Source organism: Stenotrophomonas sp. YJH_SMC_69, assembly GCF_059370495.1.
Genome location: NZ_JCAFTS010000003.1, coordinates 215,540 through 231,241 on the forward strand (window position 1 = coordinate 215,540; position 15,702 = coordinate 231,241).

The 15,702-nt window shown below is 66.9% G+C and carries 15 protein-coding genes; 12 read left to right on the forward strand and 3 right to left on the reverse strand.

Translation table 11 applies throughout. The annotated features are described in order from the left end of the window. Positions 1-52 precede the first annotated feature (52 nt). The 6 genes from rbfA (at position 53) to AC5P8F_RS06540 (ending at position 6,119) form a co-directional block, all read left to right on the forward strand. Positions 53-436: a 30S ribosome-binding factor RbfA gene (rbfA, locus tag AC5P8F_RS06515; protein WP_005410447.1), complete on the forward strand. Its 384-nt coding sequence runs from the start codon at positions 53-55 to the stop codon at positions 434-436. A 107-nt stretch (positions 437-543) separates the two neighbouring features. Then, positions 544-1,452, forward strand: coding sequence for a tRNA pseudouridine(55) synthase TruB (gene truB, locus AC5P8F_RS06520; protein WP_445978801.1), 909 nt, complete (start codon positions 544-546; stop codon positions 1,450-1,452). 173 nt (positions 1,453-1,625) lie between these two features. After that, a complete protein-coding gene (gene rpsO / locus AC5P8F_RS06525) occupies positions 1,626-1,886 on the forward strand; it encodes a 30S ribosomal protein S15 (RefSeq protein WP_005417886.1) in 261 nt (86 codons plus the stop codon). 151 nt (positions 1,887-2,037) lie between these two features. Then, positions 2,038-4,146 carry a polyribonucleotide nucleotidyltransferase gene (pnp, locus tag AC5P8F_RS06530; RefSeq protein WP_046431803.1) on the forward strand — a complete coding sequence of 703 codons (2,109 nt, stop codon included), beginning with the start codon at positions 2,038-2,040 and terminating at the stop codon, positions 4,144-4,146. 280 nt (positions 4,147-4,426) lie between these two features. After that, positions 4,427-5,617 (forward strand): glycoside hydrolase family 18 protein, encoded by a 1,191-nt coding sequence (locus tag AC5P8F_RS06535; protein WP_049405013.1) that lies wholly within the window; start codon positions 4,427-4,429, stop codon positions 5,615-5,617. Between the two features lie 97 nt (positions 5,618-5,714). Beyond that, the gene (locus tag AC5P8F_RS06540) at positions 5,715-6,119 is read left to right on the forward strand and encodes a VOC family protein (RefSeq protein ID WP_032957457.1); all 405 of its coding nucleotides are present in this window, start codon (positions 5,715-5,717) and stop codon (positions 6,117-6,119) included. A gap of 24 nt (positions 6,120-6,143) precedes the next feature. Here AC5P8F_RS06540 and AC5P8F_RS06545 read toward each other — a convergent pair whose 3' ends face one another. Genes AC5P8F_RS06545 through AC5P8F_RS06555 form a run of 3 tightly spaced genes read right to left on the reverse strand, consistent with a single transcriptional unit; the run spans position 6,144 to position 8,273 of the window. Further along, positions 6,144-7,703, reverse strand: coding sequence for a PepSY-associated TM helix domain-containing protein (locus AC5P8F_RS06545; RefSeq protein WP_495227758.1), 1,560 nt, complete (start codon positions 7,701-7,703; stop codon positions 6,144-6,146). 10 nt (positions 7,704-7,713) lie between these two features. Next, a complete protein-coding gene (locus AC5P8F_RS06550) occupies positions 7,714-7,977 on the reverse strand; it encodes a hypothetical protein (protein WP_032957460.1) in 264 nt (87 codons plus the stop codon). Beyond that, positions 7,977-8,273: a hypothetical protein gene (locus tag AC5P8F_RS06555; protein ID WP_005410439.1), complete on the reverse strand. Its 297-nt coding sequence runs from the start codon at positions 8,271-8,273 to the stop codon at positions 7,977-7,979. The genes AC5P8F_RS06550 and AC5P8F_RS06555 overlap by 1 nt, the downstream gene beginning before the upstream one ends. A 429-nt stretch (positions 8,274-8,702) precedes the next feature. Here AC5P8F_RS06555 and thrS point away from each other — a divergent pair, with 429 nt between their 5' ends. The 6 genes from thrS (at position 8,703) to pheT (ending at position 15,688) form a co-directional block, all read left to right on the forward strand. Next, on the forward strand, positions 8,703-10,604 hold the full coding sequence (thrS, locus tag AC5P8F_RS06560; protein WP_197605690.1) for a threonine--tRNA ligase: 1,902 nt from the start codon (positions 8,703-8,705) through the stop codon (positions 10,602-10,604). Positions 10,605-10,652: 48 nt separating this feature from the next. Beyond that, positions 10,653-11,195 (forward strand): translation initiation factor IF-3, encoded by a 543-nt coding sequence (infC, locus tag AC5P8F_RS06565; protein ID WP_079222586.1) that lies wholly within the window; start codon positions 10,653-10,655, stop codon positions 11,193-11,195. Between the two features lie 266 nt (positions 11,196-11,461). Beyond that, positions 11,462-11,659 (forward strand): 50S ribosomal protein L35, encoded by a 198-nt coding sequence (gene rpmI / locus AC5P8F_RS06570; RefSeq protein ID WP_005410436.1) that lies wholly within the window; start codon positions 11,462-11,464, stop codon positions 11,657-11,659. Positions 11,660-11,670: 11 nt separating this feature from the next. Next, on the forward strand, positions 11,671-12,030 hold the full coding sequence (gene rplT, locus AC5P8F_RS06575) for a 50S ribosomal protein L20 (protein ID WP_005410435.1): 360 nt from the start codon (positions 11,671-11,673) through the stop codon (positions 12,028-12,030). Positions 12,031-12,223: 193 nt separating this feature from the next. Then, positions 12,224-13,219, forward strand: a complete 996-nt coding sequence (locus AC5P8F_RS06580; protein WP_005417865.1) for a phenylalanine--tRNA ligase subunit alpha — start codon at positions 12,224-12,226, stop codon at positions 13,217-13,219. Between the two features lie 87 nt (positions 13,220-13,306). Beyond that, entirely contained in the window at positions 13,307-15,688 is a 2,382-nt protein-coding gene (pheT, locus tag AC5P8F_RS06585) for a phenylalanine--tRNA ligase subunit beta (protein WP_495227760.1), read from the forward strand. Positions 15,689-15,702: the final 14 nt, after the last annotated feature.

The following is a 15,702-nucleotide window of genomic DNA, read 5'->3' on the forward strand; positions in this document are numbered from 1 at the left end:
CAAAGGTAGTGCCCGACCGTTGGTCGGGCGACAACTGAACCAAGAGCTCCTCGTGCCCAAGACTTTCCATCGAACCGACCGTGTCTCCGCCCAGCTGCGCCGTGAACTCGGCACCCTGGTGCACAACGCCGTGCGCGAGCACGGGTTGCCCTCGGTGAGCGTGTCCGACGTGGAAATCACCCGCGACATGGCCCATGCCAAGGTGTTCGTCACCGCGCTGATGCCGGAACGTTCGGCTGAAGCCGTGGCCGGCCTGAAGGAACTGGGCTACCGCCTGCGCATGGACCTGGCCCGCGCGATGAAGCTGCGTCACGTGCCGGAGCTGCATTTCCACTACGATGACTCGGTCGACCGTGGTGAGCACATCGACAACATCCTGCGCGACCTGCCCGATACGCTGGCCGCCGAGAAGCGTCGCGAGAGCGACGAAGAATAACCGCGCGACGCCGGGCATGCCCGGCGTTGCTGCATTCCGGCTGCGCGATGTCTGATGCAGGCCGCGCTGCGGCAGCCGAGCATGGCCCGTCTCAACACTTTCCTGTCATGACCCGAATTCAGTTCCGTCGCCTGGATGGCATCCTGCTGCTCGACAAGTCGACCGGCATGAGCTCCAACGCCGCCCTGCAGGTGGCGCGCCGCCTGTTCCGCGCCGAGAAGGGGGGGCATACCGGCAGCCTCGACCCGCTGGCCACCGGCCTGCTGCCGCTGTGTTTCGGCGAGGCGACCAAGATCGCTGGCCTGCTGCTGGGTTCGGCCAAGGCCTACGACGCCGAGATCGTGCTCGGCCAGACCACCGATACCGACGATGCCGAAGGCCAGGTACTGCTGCAGCGCCCGGTGCCGGCGATCAGTACCGGGGCCCTGCAGGCTGCGCTGGCGCCGCTGACCGGCACCATCCGCCAGCGTGCACCGATCTATTCGGCGCTGAAGCAGGGCGGTGAACCGCTGTATGTGAAGGCCCGCCGCGGTGACGTCATCGAAGCGCCCGAACGCGAGGTGCAGGTACACGCCATCGAGGTGCTGGAGCAGCAGCCGGAACGGCTGCGGCTGCGCGTGACCTGTGGTTCCGGCACCTATATCCGCAGCCTGGCCCGCGACCTCGGCGAACGCCTGGGCTGTGGCGCCCACATCAGCGCGCTGCGCCGGCTCTGGGTCGAGCCGTTCCGCGAGCCTGCCATGGTCACCCTGGACCAGCTGCGGGCGATGGTCGAGGCCGGTGACGAGGCTGGCATGGACGCGTTGCTGCTGCCGCTGGCGGCCGGCCTGGCTGAATACCCGAGGGTCGACCTGGACGCCGACCAGGCCCACCGGTTCTGCGTGGGCCAGCGCCAGCGCGACCTGTCCTGGCCGCGCGGCCTGGTGGCCGTGTTCGGTCCGGACGATGCTGTCCAGGGCCTGGGCCAGGTCGACGAGAGTGGCCTGCTGGCCCCGCAGCGCCGTTTCAACCTCTGACCGGGGCCTGCCGGTTCAGCCCCGGTCCTTGTCCCGGACGCCCCCGGCCGTTACAATTTCGCGGCCGTTTTCCGGCAACCTGCCTCGCGCAGGTTTCATCCTCGTAGTCCACGGCGAGCCTGGCGGTGCGCGAAGCGCGTTCCTGCCGGCCACGCATCACAGAGAAAAAAGAAATGTCGATCGACACCCAGAAGGTCATTGAAGACAACAAGCGCAGCGCGGCTGACACCGGCTCCCCGGAAGTCCAGGTTGCACTGCTGACCGCCCGCATCGAACTGCTGACCGGCCACTTCAAGACCCACAAGAAGGACCACCACAGCCGCCGCGGCCTGCTGCAGATGGTCAACCGCCGTCGCAGCCTGCTCGACTACCTGAAGAAGAAGGACGTCGAGCGCTACAAGGCCCTGATCGAGAAGCTTGGCCTGCGTCGCTAAGCAACGAATCCCCCGCGGCGCAGCGATGCGCCGCGGTTTTGTTTTGTAGTACCGCAATCCCCGATTCAGGCCGGAACGATCCGGCCACCCGCTGGCGGCAAGGGTCGCCGACGGTCCAAATTCGCAGACAGCATCCCCAAGGACACCCTCCGTGGCAAAAATCACCAAAACCTTCCAGTACGGCAAGCACACCGTCACGCTTGAGACCGGCGAAGTCGCCCGTCAGGCCAGCGGCGCCGTCATCGTCAAGATGGACGACACCGTACTGCTGGTCACCGCCGTCGCCGCCAAGAGCGCGCGCGAAGGCCAGGACTTCTTCCCGCTGACCGTCGATTATCAGGAAAAGTTCTACGCCGGCGGCCGTATCCCGGGTGGTTTCTTCAAGCGCGAAGGCCGTGCGACCGAGAAGGAAACCCTGATCTCGCGTCTGATCGACCGTCCGATCCGCCCGCTGTTCCCGGAAGACTACAAGAACGAAGTGCAGATCATCGCCACGGTGATGTCGCTGAACCCGGACGTGGACGGTGACATCCCGGCCCTGATCGGTGCTTCGGCTGCCCTGGCCCTGGCTGGCACCCCGTTCATGGGTCCGATCGGCGCGGCCAAGGTCGGTTACAAGAACGGCGAGTACATCCTGAACCCGACCGTCAGCGAACTGGCTGACTCGCAGCTGGAGCTGGTCGTCGCCGGTACCTCCAACGCCGTGCTGATGGTTGAATCCGAAGCCGCGCTGCTGTCCGAAGAAGTGATGCTGGGCGCCGTGACCTTCGGTCACCGCGAAATGCAGAAGGTCATCAACGCGATCAACGAGCTGACCGTCGAAGCCGGCACCAAGCCGTCGACCTGGGAAGCCCCGGCCAAGAACGAAGCGCTGATCTCCGCCCTGAAGGAAGCCATCGGCCCGCGCCTGGGCGAAGCCTTCCAGGTGCGTGACAAGCTGCAGCGCCGCGACGCCATCTCGGCGATCAAGAAGGACGTGTTCGAAGCCCTGGCTGGTCGCGTGGCCGCTGAAGGCTGGAACCCGGCCGAGCTGTCGAAGGAATTCGGCGAGCTGGAATACCGCACCATGCGTGACTCGGTGCTGGACACCAAGGTCCGTATCGACGGCCGTGCGCTGGACACCGTCCGCCCGATCACCGTGAAGACCGGCGTGCTGCCGCGTACCCACGGTTCCTCGCTGTTCACCCGTGGCGAAACCCAGGCCATCGTGACCATCACCCTGGGCACCGCCCGTGACGGCCAGGTCATTGACGCCGTTGCCGGTGAGTACAAGGAAAACTTCCTGTTCCACTACAACTTCCCTCCGTTCTCGGTGGGTGAGTGCGGCCGCATGATGGGCCCGAAGCGCCGCGAAATCGGCCACGGTCGCCTGGCCAAGCGCGGCGTGCTGGCTGTCATGCCGTCGCTGGAATCCTTCCCGTACACCATCCGCGTCGTCTCGGAAATCACCGAGTCGAACGGTTCCTCGTCGATGGCATCGGTCTGCGGCTCGTCGCTGGCCCTGATGGACGCCGGCGTGCCGGTGAAGGCGCCGGTGGCCGGTATCGCCATGGGCCTGGTCAAGGAAGGCGAGCGCTTCGTCGTCCTGTCCGACATCCTGGGTGACGAAGATCACCTGGGCGACATGGACTTCAAGGTGGCCGGTACCGCTGAGGGCATTTCCGCCCTGCAGATGGACATCAAGATCGAAGGCATCACCGAAGAGATCATGAAGCAGGCTCTGCAGCAGGCCAAGGCTGGCCGTCTGCACATCCTGGGCGAAATGGCCCACGGCCTGACCGCTCCGCGTGAAGAGCTGTCGGACTACGCGCCGCGCCTGCTGACCATCAAGATCCACCCGGACAAGATCCGCGAAGTGATCGGCAAGGGTGGCTCGACCATCCAGGCCATCACCAAGGAAACCGGCACCCAGATCGACATCCAGGATGACGGCACCATCGTCATCGCTTCGGTCAATGCCATCGCTGCCCAGGCCGCCAAGGCCCGCATCGAGCAGATCACCTCGGACGTCGAGCCGGGCCGCATCTACGAAGGCAAGGTCGCCAAGATCATGGACTTCGGTGCGTTCGTCACGATCCTGCCGGGCAAGGACGGTCTGGTCCACGTGTCGCAGATCTCCAGCGATCGCGTCGAGAAGGTCGGCGACGTGCTGAAGGAAGGCGATGTGGTCAAGGTCAAGGTGCTGGAAGTCGACAAGCAGGGCCGTATCCGCCTGTCGATGAAGGCCGTGGAAGAAGGCGACGCCGTCAGCGCCGAATAATCGGTACTGCTGATTGTGCGGTGGGTGAGGCCCGTCGGTCCTCACGCTTTCGCAAATGAAAAAGCGGGCTTCGGCCCGCTTTTTCTTTGCCTTGATGTCATGCAGTGCCGCTCATCCAGGTCGCTGCATGTCCTGCTGCAGTGCGTGAGCGCCGCCACGTGGCCATCGTTCTGTCACGGTTGCGCGGATCACGAATGTCCACGGGACGACATGCCGCGACAACCGTCCCACAGCCACATCGGTTTGCTAACGTGGCGGCGCCTTCGAGCCGGGAGATCCCATGTTCCGCCAGACCGTGGCCGTCCTTGCCGTGCTGATTGCCGGTGCCGTGCCCATCGCTGCGCGCGCCGCGCCGGCGCCGCCGCCGATCTTCGGTGCCTACTACCCCGGCGGCTCGGCCGAGCGCTATCCGGTGTCGAGCATTCCCGCCGAGCGCCTGACCCATCTGTTCTATGCGTTCTCCACCATCGAGGACGGCCGCTGCGCGGTCGGCGCGGAAGCGCCGAAGAACTTCGCCGCGCTGGCCGAGCTCAAGAAGGCGCATCCGCACCTGCGCACGCTGATTTCGATCGGTGGCTGGGGTGCGGGTGGGTTCTCCGATGCAGCGTTGACCGAGGCCAGCCGCAAGCGCCTGGTGGACTCATGCATGGCACTGTTCTTCGATCACCATGCCGGCAGCTTCGATGGTGTGGATATCGACTGGGAGTTCCCGGTCAGTGGCGGGCCGAAGGAGCTGGCGCATCGCCCGCAGGATCGCGCCAACCTGACCAGGCTCGCGCAGGCGTTCCGCGTGGCACTCGACGCGCACGGGCGCAAGGTGGGGCAGCCAATGCTGCTGAGCGCCGCGCTGGCCGCCGGTCGCCTGCAGACCGATGGCCCCTATGATCCGGCGGCGAGCTACGACCTGCCGGCGCTGGCCAAGGTGTTCGATTTCATCAACCTGATGAGCTATGACATGGGCACCGGCTTCTCATCGGTGTCGACCTTCAATGCGCCCCTGCATGAAGTGCCGGCCGATCCGCTGGCGCCGGAGCTGCGGCGCTGGAACAACGTGGCCGGCGCGGTGCAGTACTACCGCGAGCACGGTGTGCCGGCCGACAAGCTGGTGCTGGGCGTGCCGTTCTATGGGCGCGGCTTCAAGGTCACCGGCGATGCGCCGGATGGCCTGTATCAGCCCTACAGCGCACCGGCCGACGCCGGCGACTGGCGGGTGATCAAGGCGCGCTATCTCGACCAGCCGGGTTGGGTGAAGCACTGGCAGCCGCAGGCGCAGAGCCCGTGGCTGTACAACGCCGTGCAGAAGATCTTCATCAGCTATGAAGACCCGCGCTCGATCGGCCTGCGTGCCCGGTTCGCCCGTGAGCAGGGCCTGGCCGGGGTGTTCATGTGGGAGCTGACCGGCGACGACGAGCAGGCCAGCCTGCTCAACGCGATGCTCGGCCCGTGGCAGAAGGCGCGCATCGGCGATTGAGTCACTGGTGGCGCCGGGCCATGCCCGGCGCCAGGCGGCAACGCCATCGACCCGACACCGCACATTGCGACGACGCCGGCGGCGCTACGCTTTGGGCATGATCCATCTCGAACGCCTGGACCACCTGGTCCTCACCGTCGCCGACATCGAACGCAGCTGTGACTTCTACCAGCGCGTGCTCGGCATGCAGGTCGTGCGCTTCGGCGCTGGCCGTACCGCGCTGCAGTTCGGCCAGCAGAAGATCAACCTGCATCCGGCCAGCGCGCCACTGCAGCCGCATGCGCTGCGACCCACGCCGGGCAGTGCCGATCTGTGCCTGGTCACGCATACGGCAATGGTCGATGTGCTGGCGCACCTGCAGGCGCAGGCCATCGTGGTGGAGGAGGGGCCGGCCACACGTACCGGTGCGCTGGGACCGATCGAATCGGTGTACTTCCGCGACCCGGATGGCAACCTGATCGAAGTGAGTCGTTACCCGGGCGAAGAACACCCGCAGCGGTAGCGCCGGGCCATGCCCGGCGAAGACTCAGTTGGCCCAGACGCTGTTGGGGTCGCCGTTGCGGGCGCGGCGCTGGCTGGCGACGGCCAGGCGAGCGAAGCCGAAGGCCATGGCCAGCGCGATGGCATCGACCCAGAACAGCGGCCAATGGCCACGCGCGGCGGCGCGCCACAGCCAGTCACCATTGAGTGCGCCGTGCAGGACCGGCACCAGTGCAGTGCTGAGCGCTGCGGCCCACAGCAGCTCGCGCGCCGCCTGCGCGGGGCGGCGCAGTGCAGCCCACAGCGCACAGGCTGCCCAGCTGCCGAAGCAGGCCCAGCGGATGCCATGGTCGACCGCCGACGGTGCCAACCGCTCCAGCACCAGCGCGGTGATGAAAGCGACCGAGATCGCCACGCACAGGCCGATGCACACGCCAACCGTGGCCCGCGCCATGTTCACCCCGGCGCGTGGCTGTTGCGGCTGGCGACGCTTGCGCCGCGACTCGATCCACAACAGGTTGCCGGAGTAGAACAGGAACGCACCGCCGAGGCCGAGCAGGAAGTACAGCCAGACCACCACGCCGTTGCCGAACTCGCCGAAGTGCAGGGCATAGGCGGCGCTGAGCGTGGCGTGGTTGGCATCGCGCTGGCCCGGCAGCTGGGAGGCCAGGACGTTGCCAGTGGCCACGTCCAGGGCCACCGAACCGAGCGGCCCGAGTGTGCCGGTGGATTCGCCCGTGATCTCGATCGTGGCGCTGGCATCGCCGGCGTTGGCCAGCTTCAGGTAGGCCGGCTCGAAGTTGGCCACGCCCTGTGCGCGGGCTACTTCAAGCGCGCGCGCATGCAGCAGGCGCAGGCTGCCCGGCGGTGCCGGGATGCCACTGGCGTCGCGCACCGGCGCGGTGTCCATTGCAGTCGGTACCGCCTGCAGGGCCTTGCCGTCGTAGATCAGTGGATTGAGCAGGGCCATCTGCACGAACACCAGGCAGAGCAGGGCGCCAGTGACCGCGAACATCAGGTGGAAGGGCAGGCTGAGCACGCCGATCACGTTGTGCGCGTCCTGCCACAGTTGTTTCAGGTTGCGGCCCGGACGCAGCGCGAACAGGTCGCCGAACAGCTTCGGCAGGTGGATCACCAGGCCGCTCAGCAGCGCCATGCCATACAGCAGGCTGACGATGCCCATCACGTAGATGCCGGCCACCGGCAGGCCGAGGCTGTAGTGCAGTTCGTTGACCAGTTCGGCTAGCCCGGTCTGTGGCGGCGTCGGGCTGCCGGCGATCTGGCCCGGCCAGGCATAGCGCCAGCTGCCGTCGTCGGCCTGCCAGTAGGCCAGGGGTTGCGGATGTTCGGCGCCGGGGAACGTCATGCCGACGTGGCGGCGGGCCTCCGGGTGTGCCGCCAGCACGTCTTCCAGCAGGTACTGTGCGTCGTCCAGGCCCGCCGGCAACGCGGTGGCTGCACCGGGCGTCTGCCACAGCGGCAGGTCGTGGTGGAACAGGGTCAGCGCACCCGCGTAGAAGGCCACGAACAGGCCGAAGCCGGCAACCAGGCCGACCCAGGTGTGCAGGGTGGTGAACGTACGCAGGGTCTGCGAGCTGAGCTTCATGGGCGGAGTCTCATTGCACCGCGCCGGTCAGGCGCAGCAGCGTCAGCACGGCGAAGCCGGCCGCAGCGCTGCCGGCCAGTGTCACCCAGGCGCGCAGCGCGCTGCGGAAGCTGAACGCCCACAGGGCAGCCAGCATCCACAGCGGGATGAACGTGATCAGGCTGGGCACCAGCGCGTTCTGCCACGGGCCCGGCGGCAACCACGTCACCAGCCCGGTCGCGGCGGCGGCCAGCAAGAAGCCGGCCACGATGCCGGCGAAGGCGCGCGGCCACATCAGGGCGACTCCGTGCCCGGGCGATGCCAGGCGGCCAGTGCCGGCAGCAGCATCGCGGCCAGCATCCAGGTGCACAGCATCGCCACCAGGCCAGCGGCAAAGCCGAGTTCGGCCATCCACAGCCACAATGCGGCCGCGGCGGCGACCAGGCCGATCTGGCGGCCGAGGCGGCCGGCGCGGCGCAGGCGGGGCCAGCGGCAGTGCGGCGAGGCGGCATAGAAGGCCAGTGCCGAGAACATCGCTGCCAGCATGCCCAGGCTGCAGAAGCCCAGCGTGGAAAGGCCGACGGTGATCATTGCGGGCGGCCGCCATGGCAGCGGGCCAGCGAACGCGGGGCACGGGCGGGGCCGGCGGGAGCCGGTCGGAGCGGGTGGCGCATCACGAGGTCCTGGGGGGAAGCGGGCAGGCTGGCACGGGGCGGGCTGCGCGGACATGGTAATCATTGCGTTTTCACGCCGCCAGCGAGGGCCATTCAGCGGACCGTACGGTAGGCCTTGGGCTTTCCGGTGTGCTGGTTTAAGATCGTCGCAGAACCCTGACTGGAACAAGGTGGCCCGCGCCCAGCGCCGGCCGAGCGTGCGACATGAGCACTACCACCGCCCACTGTTGACCTGCCCCCGAAGGCCCTGTATTCCAGGCGCCCTCGCGGCGCTTTTTTATTGCCCGGGCAATGGCCCGGGAACGCTTTCCAGCCCGCCCAGCGGGCCCCGCACGAAGCCAATGCGATGATCAACATTACCCTTCCCGACGGCAGCCGCCGCGAGTTCGAAAACCCCGTCAGCGTCATGGACGTCGCCCAGTCGATCGGTGCCGGCCTGGCCAAGGCCACCATCGCCGGTTCGGTCGATGGCGTGCTGGTCGATGCCAGTGACGTCATCGACCACGATGCCAGCCTGCGCATCATCACCGCCAAGGACGAGGAGGGCGTGGAGATCATCCGCCACTCCTGCGCCCATCTGGTCGGCCACGCCGTCAAGCAGCTGTACCCGGACGTGAAGATGGTGATCGGCCCGGTGATCGCCGAGGGCTTCTACTACGACATCTATTCCGAGCGCCCGTTCACCCCGGACGACATGGCCGCGATCGAGAAGCGCATGGGTGAGCTGATCGCCCAGGATTACGACGTCATCAAGAAGATGACCCCGCGCGCCGAAGTGATCGAGATCTTCAAGGCCCGTGGCGAGGACTACAAGCTGCGCCTGATCGAGGACATGTCCGACGACATCCAGGCGATGGGCATGTACTACCACCAGGAATACGTGGACATGTGCCGCGGCCCGCACGTGCCGAACACGCGCTTCCTGAAGGCCTTCAAGCTGACCCGCATCTCCGGCGCCTACTGGCGCGGCGATGCGCAGAACGAACAGCTGCAGCGCATCTACGGCACCGCCTGGGCCGACAAGAAGCAGCTCGAGGCGTACATCAAGCGCATCGAGGAAGCCGAGATGCGCGACCACCGCCGCATCGGCAAGCAGCAGGACCTGTTCCACCTGCAGGAAGAGGCGCCGGGCCTGGTGTTCTGGCACCCGAAGGGCTGGGCGTTGTGGCAGGTGGTCGAGCAGTACATGCGCAAGGTCTACCGCAGCAGCGGCTACGGCGAAGTGCGCTGCCCGCAGATCCTGGACGTGAGCCTGTGGAAGAAGTCCGGCCACTGGGACAACTACCAGGACAACATGTTCTTCACCGAGTCGGAGAAGCGCACCTACGCGGTCAAGCCGATGAACTGCCCGGGCCACATCCAGGTGTTCAACCAGGGCCTGCACAGCTACCGCGACCTGCCGATCCGCTACGGTGAGTTCGGTTCCTGCCACCGCAACGAGCCGTCCGGCGCGCTGCACGGCATCCTGCGCGTGCGTGGTTTCACCCAGGACGACGGCCATGTGTTCTGCACCGAGAGCCAGATCGAATCGGAAGTGACCGCGTTCCACCAGCAGGCGCTGGCGGTCTACCAGCACTTCGGCTTCGACGAGATCCAGATCAAGATCGCGCTGCGTCCGGAATCGCGCCTGGGCGACGACGCCACCTGGGACAAGGCCGAGGGCGCACTGCGTTCGGCGCTGTCCGCCTGTGGCGTGGAATGGCAGGAGCTGCCGGGCGAGGGCGCCTTCTACGGCCCGAAGATCGAGTACCACCTGAAGGACGCCATCGGCCGTACCTGGCAGCTGGGCACCATGCAGGTCGACTTCATGATGCCGGGCCGCCTGGGCGCCGAGTACGTGGACGAGAACAGCCAGAAGAAGCACCCGGTCATGCTGCATCGCGCCATCGTCGGCTCGATGGAGCGCTTCCTGGGCATCCTGATCGAGCACCATGCCGGCCAGTTCCCGGCCTGGCTGGCGCCGATCCAGGTGGTGGTGGCCAACATCACCGACGCCCAGGCCGACTACGTCTCGGGCGTGACCAAAACCCTTGCGGAGCAAGGCTTCCGCGTCAGCTCGGATTTGCGTAACGAGAAGATCGGCTATAAAATCCGCGAGCATACGTTGCAGCGCGTGCCCTACCTGCTGGTCATTGGTGACCGCGAGAAGGAAAATGGGGCTGTGGCGGTGCGTACGCGTTCTGGCGAAGACCTGGGCAGCATGAGCCTGCAGGCCTTCATCGAGCGGCTCCAGGCCGAGGGCGCGTAAGCAAAGGTCCGGTCCGGGGGCACAGGCACCCGGACCGGTTCGATACCCTTGGGAGAACGTAATATCAGCACCCCTGACAACAAACAGAACCGCAAGAATCAGGAAATCCGTGTGCCGCGCGTCCGCGTGATCGGCAGTGACGGAGAAATGATCGGCGTGTTGTCGCGCGACGAAGCGCTGTCCATGGCCGAAGATGAAGGCCTGGACCTGGTCGAAATCCAGCCGCAGGCCGATCCGCCGGTCTGCAAGATCATGGACTTCGGCAAGTTCAAGTTCGAAGCGCAGAAGAAGGCCAGCGAGGCCAAGAAGAAGACCAAGCAGGTCGAGATCAAGGAAGTGAAGTTCCGTCCGGTCACGGACGAGGGCGACTACCAGATCAAGCTGCGCAAGATGCGCGGGTTCCTTGAAGAAGGCGACAAGATCAAGGTCAACATCCGTTTCCGTGGCCGTGAAATGAGCCACCAGGAACTGGGTCGCGAAATGGCCAACCGGATCGAGACCGATCTGGGCGAGGACATCGTCATTGAATCCCGTCCGCGCCTGGAAGGGCGTCAGATGGTCATGATGATCGCGCCGAAGAAGAAGACCTGAGGCCTGACGGGCCGCCTTCCGGGGCGCCTGGCTGAATGGTTCAGGGTAAGGGGACGCCACTGGCGTCCCTTTGCTTTTGCAGGATGCCGGTGAAATGCCGGCGCAAGGGGTGCTGGGGCTGGTGGCAGGGCGGTTTTGCCTGTATCATGCCCGGCTCGACCCACCCAGGACGGGTCGTACGCCGATCATGGCAGGACGGAAAGAGCGGCCCAGGCCGCCGCCAGATCAGTCAGAAACCAGGGTCAAATCCCATCAAGGACATTGCAATGCCCAAGATCAAGACCAACCGGGCAGCGGCCAAGCGTTTCCGCAAGACCGCCTCGGGCAAGTACAAGTGCGGCCACGCCAACCGTAGCCACATCCTCACGAAGAAAGCGACCAAGCGTAAGCGTAATCTGCGTCAGACGGGCCATGTCCGTGCAGAAGACGCAGGCCGTCTGGACCGCATGCTCCCTTACCTCTGAGGAACTGAAAAATGGCACGAGTTAAGCGTGGCGTACAGGCGCGTCGCCGCCACAAGAAGATTCTGGATCTCGCCAAGGGCTATTACAACGCCCGCCGCAAGGTCTTCCGCGTCGCCAAGCAGGCGGTCATCAAGGCACAGCAGTACGCCTACATCGGCCGTAAGCAGAAGAAGCGCAACTTCCGTTCGCTGTGGATCACCCGTATCAATGCGGCTGCCCGCATCAACGGCCTGAGCTACAGCCGCTTCATGAACGGTCTGCTGAAGGCCGGCATCACCCTGGACCGCAAGGTCCTGGCTGACATCGCCGTGCACGACGCAGCCGGTTTTGCTGCGCTGGCCGAAAAGGCCAAGGGCGCGCTGGCGGCATAAGTCCTTCCCGATGCCGTAACCGTTCATCCGGAACGGTGTCAGGTCAAGGCAATGCATGGGGAAGGGCGCAAGTCCTTCCCCATTCTTTTTTGGGTCCCGGCGAGGCCATGGCGGCAGCGCGGGGACGGCGGTGGCGACAGGGGTCGGCCCTTCGCGCATCGCGATGGCAGATCGACTGGAGTTCCGGCCCCCCATGAGCGACATCCAATCCCTCACCACCCAGGCGCTGGCCGATGTGGCCGCCGCACAGAGCCCCGACGTGCTGGAACAGCTGCGCGTGGCCCTGCTTGGCAAGAGTGGCAGCATCACCTCGCAGCTCAAGCAGCTCGGCGCCCTGCCGGCCGACGAGCGCAAGGCCGCCGGTGAAGCGATCAACCAGGCCCGCGACGCGCTGACCCGCGCGCTCGGCGAGCGCAAGGCGCTGCTGGAAGATGCGGCACTGGATGCACGCCTGGCCGCCGAAGCCATCGACATCACCCTGCCGGGTCGCAACGGCGACCGCGCCGGCCTGCATCCGATCACCCGCACCCTGGAGCGCATCACTGGCATCTTCGGCCGGCTGGGCTACGAGCTGTCGGAAGGGCCGGAGATCGAGGACGACTGGCACAACTTCGAGGCGCTGAACTTCCCGCCGCACCATCCGGCGCGCGCCATGCACGACACCTTCTACTTCGGCGACGGCCGCCTGCTGCGCACGCACACCTCCGGCGTGCAGGTGCGCTACATGGGTGACCACGCACCGCCGCTGCGCATGATCGCCGCCGGCAAGGTGTACCGCAGCGACAGCGACCAGACCCATTCGCCGATGTTCCATCAGGTGGAAGGCCTGCTGGTGGACGAGCATTCGACCTTCGCCGACCTGAAGGGCACGCTGGCCGAGTTCGTGCGCGCCTTCTTCGAGCGCGATTTCGAAATGCGCTTCCGCCCCAGCTATTTCCCGTTCGTTGAGCCGGGCGCGGAAGTGGACATCGCCTGGCAGCAGCCCGATGGCAGCACCCGCTGGCTGGAAGTGCTGGGCTGCGGCATGGTCCATCCGAACGTGCTGCGCAACGTCGGCATCGATCCGGAGCGCTACACCGGCTTCGCCTTCGGCATGGGCGTGGAGCGCTTTGCAATGCTGCGCTACGGCGTCAACGACCTGCGTGCGTTCTTCGAGAACGACGTGCGGTTCCTGAAACAGTTCGCGTAAGCCGCAACCGTGTAGGGCCGAGCCATGCTCGGCTGCTCCCAAATTCGCAGGCCCAGGCGCATGCGCCGGGCCCACCAGGATGACACCATGAAATTCTCCGAAAACTGGCTGCGCAGCCACGTCCCGACCGGCGCTTCGCGCGATGAACTGAGTGCAGTGCTGACCGCCATCGGCCTGGAAGTGGAAGACGTGACCGCGCTGGGCGAAGGCCTCGACCACGTGGTCGTGGCACGCATCGTCGATGCGGTGCGCCATCCGGAAGCGGATCGCCTGCAGGTGTGCAGGGTTGATGCCGGGCAGGGCGAACTGCTGCAGATCGTGTGCGGCGCCCCGAACGCGCGCCCGGGCCTGGTCGCGCCGCTGGCGATGGTCGGTGCGCAGATCGGCGAGCTGAAGATCAAGCCGGCCAAGCTGCGTGGCGTCGAGTCCAACGGCATGCTGTGCTCGGCCAAGGAACTGGGCCTGGACAACGATGCTTCCGGCCTGCTGGAACTGCCCGACGACGCACCGGTCGGCCAGACCCTGGTCGAGTACCTGGGCCTGCCGGATGCCAGCATCGAGATCAAGCTGACCCCGAACCGCGCCGACTGCTTCAGCCTGCGCGGCATCGCCTACGACGTCGCCGCCGCCACCCGCAGTGAAGTGCTGGACTTCGCTGCCGACGCCATTCCGGCAGTCGGCAGCCGTGAGCTGGGCATCCAGCTCGACGCCGGCGCCGAAGCGCCGCGTTACCTGGGCCGTGTCATCGAAGGCGTCAATGCTGCCGCCAAGACCCCGTTGTGGATGGCCGAGCGCCTGCGCCGCAGTGGCGTGCGTCCAGTCTCGCTGCTGGTCGACATCACCCAGTATGTGATGCTGGAGCTGGGCCAGCCGATGCACGCCTACGACCTGGGCACCCTGCAGGGCAGCATCGCCGTGCGCCGTTCGCGCGCGGGCGAGACGCTGAAGCTGCTGGACGGCCGCGATGCTGCGCTGGACGACAGCTTCCTGGTGGTCACCGACGCTGACCGCGCGGTCGGCCTGGCCGGCCTGATGGGCGGCTTCGACACCCGCGTCACCGACGCGACCACCGCCGTGTTCCTGGAAGCCGCGCACTTCGCGCCGGCCGCCATCATGGGCCGTGGCCGCAAGCTTGGCCTGCACACCGATGCCGGCCATCGCTTCGAGCGCGGCGTCGATCCGGCGCTGCCGCGCACCGCGATCGAGTACGCCACCCGCCTGGTGCTGGACCTGGCCGGCGGTACCCCGGCACCGGTCACCGAGGCCGTGCGTGAAGCCGATCTGCCGCAGCCGGCGGCCATCGTGCTGCGCCGCGCCCGCATCACCCGCGTGCTCGGCATCACCATCGACGATGCGGAAGTCGAGCGCATCCTGCGCGCGCTGGGCATGGACGTGGTCGCCGCCGCCGACGGCTGGCAGGTGGTCGCGCCGAGCCGCCGCTTCGACATCGCCATCGAAGAGGACCTGATCGAAGAGCTGGCCCGCATCCACGGTTACGAGCAGATCCCGACCACGCTGCCGGGCGGTGCCTCGCGCGTGGCGATGCCGAGCGAGACCCAGCTGGACGCGCTGAGCGTGCGCCGCCAGCTGATCGCCCGTGACCAGCAGGAAACCGTCAATTTCGCCTTCGTCGACGACGCGCTGCTGACCCAGTGGCAGCTGCGCGACGGCCTGGTGCCGCTGGCCAACCCGCTGTCGGCCGAACTGGCGGTGATGCGCCCGTCGCTGCTGCCGGGCCTGGTCGCCACGTTGGGCCGCAACGCCGCCCGCCAGTTGGGCCGTGTGCGCCTGTTCGAGCTCGGCCGCGTGTTCGCCCAGCAGGCCGGAGACGGCCAGCCGGCACCGCTGGAAACCCCGCGCGTGGCCGCTGCGGTCTGCGGTGAGGCGCAGGCGGTGCAGTGGGGCCTGCCGACCCGCAAGGTCGACTTCCATGACCTGAAGGGCGACCTGGAGTCGCTGGCGGCCGCCAGTGGCGCGCAGCTGGAGTTCCGCCCGTCCGTCCGCGCCTACGGCCACCCTGCGCGTTCGGCCGAGGTGTACCGCGATGGCGTGGCGATCGGCTGGATCGGCCAGATCCACCCGCGACTGACCCGGGCGATGGATATCGAAGCCGACGTCTACGCCTTCGAGCTGGACCTGGAGCCGCTGACGGCCCGCCGACTGCCGCGCGCCGGCGAGCTGTCGCGCTTCCCGGCGGTGCGTCGCGACCTGGCGTTCCTGGTGCCTGAACAGGTGGCCTGGGCCGATCTGGCGGCCACCGTCCGCCAGGCCGCCGGCCCGCTGCTGCGCGACCTGAACCTATTCGACCGTTACGTCGGCCAGGGCGTCGAGCCGGGATTCAAGAGTCTCGCTATGGGCTTGATTTTGCAGGACAAGTCGCGCACTCTGACGGACCGCGACGTGGATGCGGTGGTGGCCGAGGCGGTCACTGCCATCGAGCGTGAACACCACGCCCGGATCCGCGGCTGAGCGGGCAGCACTCG

Excerpts from the sequence above, each read along its gene's own strand:
- truB (WP_445978801.1), top strand. The coding sequence starts at position 544 with ATGACCCGAATTCAGTTCCGTCGCCTGGATGGCATCCTGCTGCTCGAC.
- rpsO (WP_005417886.1), top strand. The coding sequence starts at position 1,626 with ATGTCGATCGACACCCAGAAGGTCATTGAAGACAACAAGCGCAGCGCG.
- AC5P8F_RS06535 (WP_049405013.1), top strand. The coding sequence starts at position 4,427 with ATGTTCCGCCAGACCGTGGCCGTCCTTGCCGTGCTGATTGCCGGTGCC.
- AC5P8F_RS06540 (WP_032957457.1), top strand. The coding sequence starts at position 5,715 with ATGATCCATCTCGAACGCCTGGACCACCTGGTCCTCACCGTCGCCGAC.
- AC5P8F_RS06545 (WP_495227758.1), bottom strand. The coding sequence starts at position 7,703 with ATGAAGCTCAGCTCGCAGACCCTGCGTACGTTCACCACCCTGCACACC.
- AC5P8F_RS06550 (WP_032957460.1), bottom strand. The coding sequence starts at position 7,977 with ATGTGGCCGCGCGCCTTCGCCGGCATCGTGGCCGGCTTCTTGCTGGCC.
- AC5P8F_RS06555 (WP_005410439.1), bottom strand. The coding sequence starts at position 8,273 with ATGATCACCGTCGGCCTTTCCACGCTGGGCTTCTGCAGCCTGGGCATG.
- thrS (WP_197605690.1), top strand. The coding sequence starts at position 8,703 with ATGATCAACATTACCCTTCCCGACGGCAGCCGCCGCGAGTTCGAAAAC.
- rpmI (WP_005410436.1), top strand. The coding sequence starts at position 11,462 with ATGCCCAAGATCAAGACCAACCGGGCAGCGGCCAAGCGTTTCCGCAAG.
- rplT (WP_005410435.1), top strand. The coding sequence starts at position 11,671 with ATGGCACGAGTTAAGCGTGGCGTACAGGCGCGTCGCCGCCACAAGAAG.
- AC5P8F_RS06580 (WP_005417865.1), top strand. The coding sequence starts at position 12,224 with ATGAGCGACATCCAATCCCTCACCACCCAGGCGCTGGCCGATGTGGCC.
- pheT (WP_495227760.1), top strand. The coding sequence starts at position 13,307 with ATGAAATTCTCCGAAAACTGGCTGCGCAGCCACGTCCCGACCGGCGCT.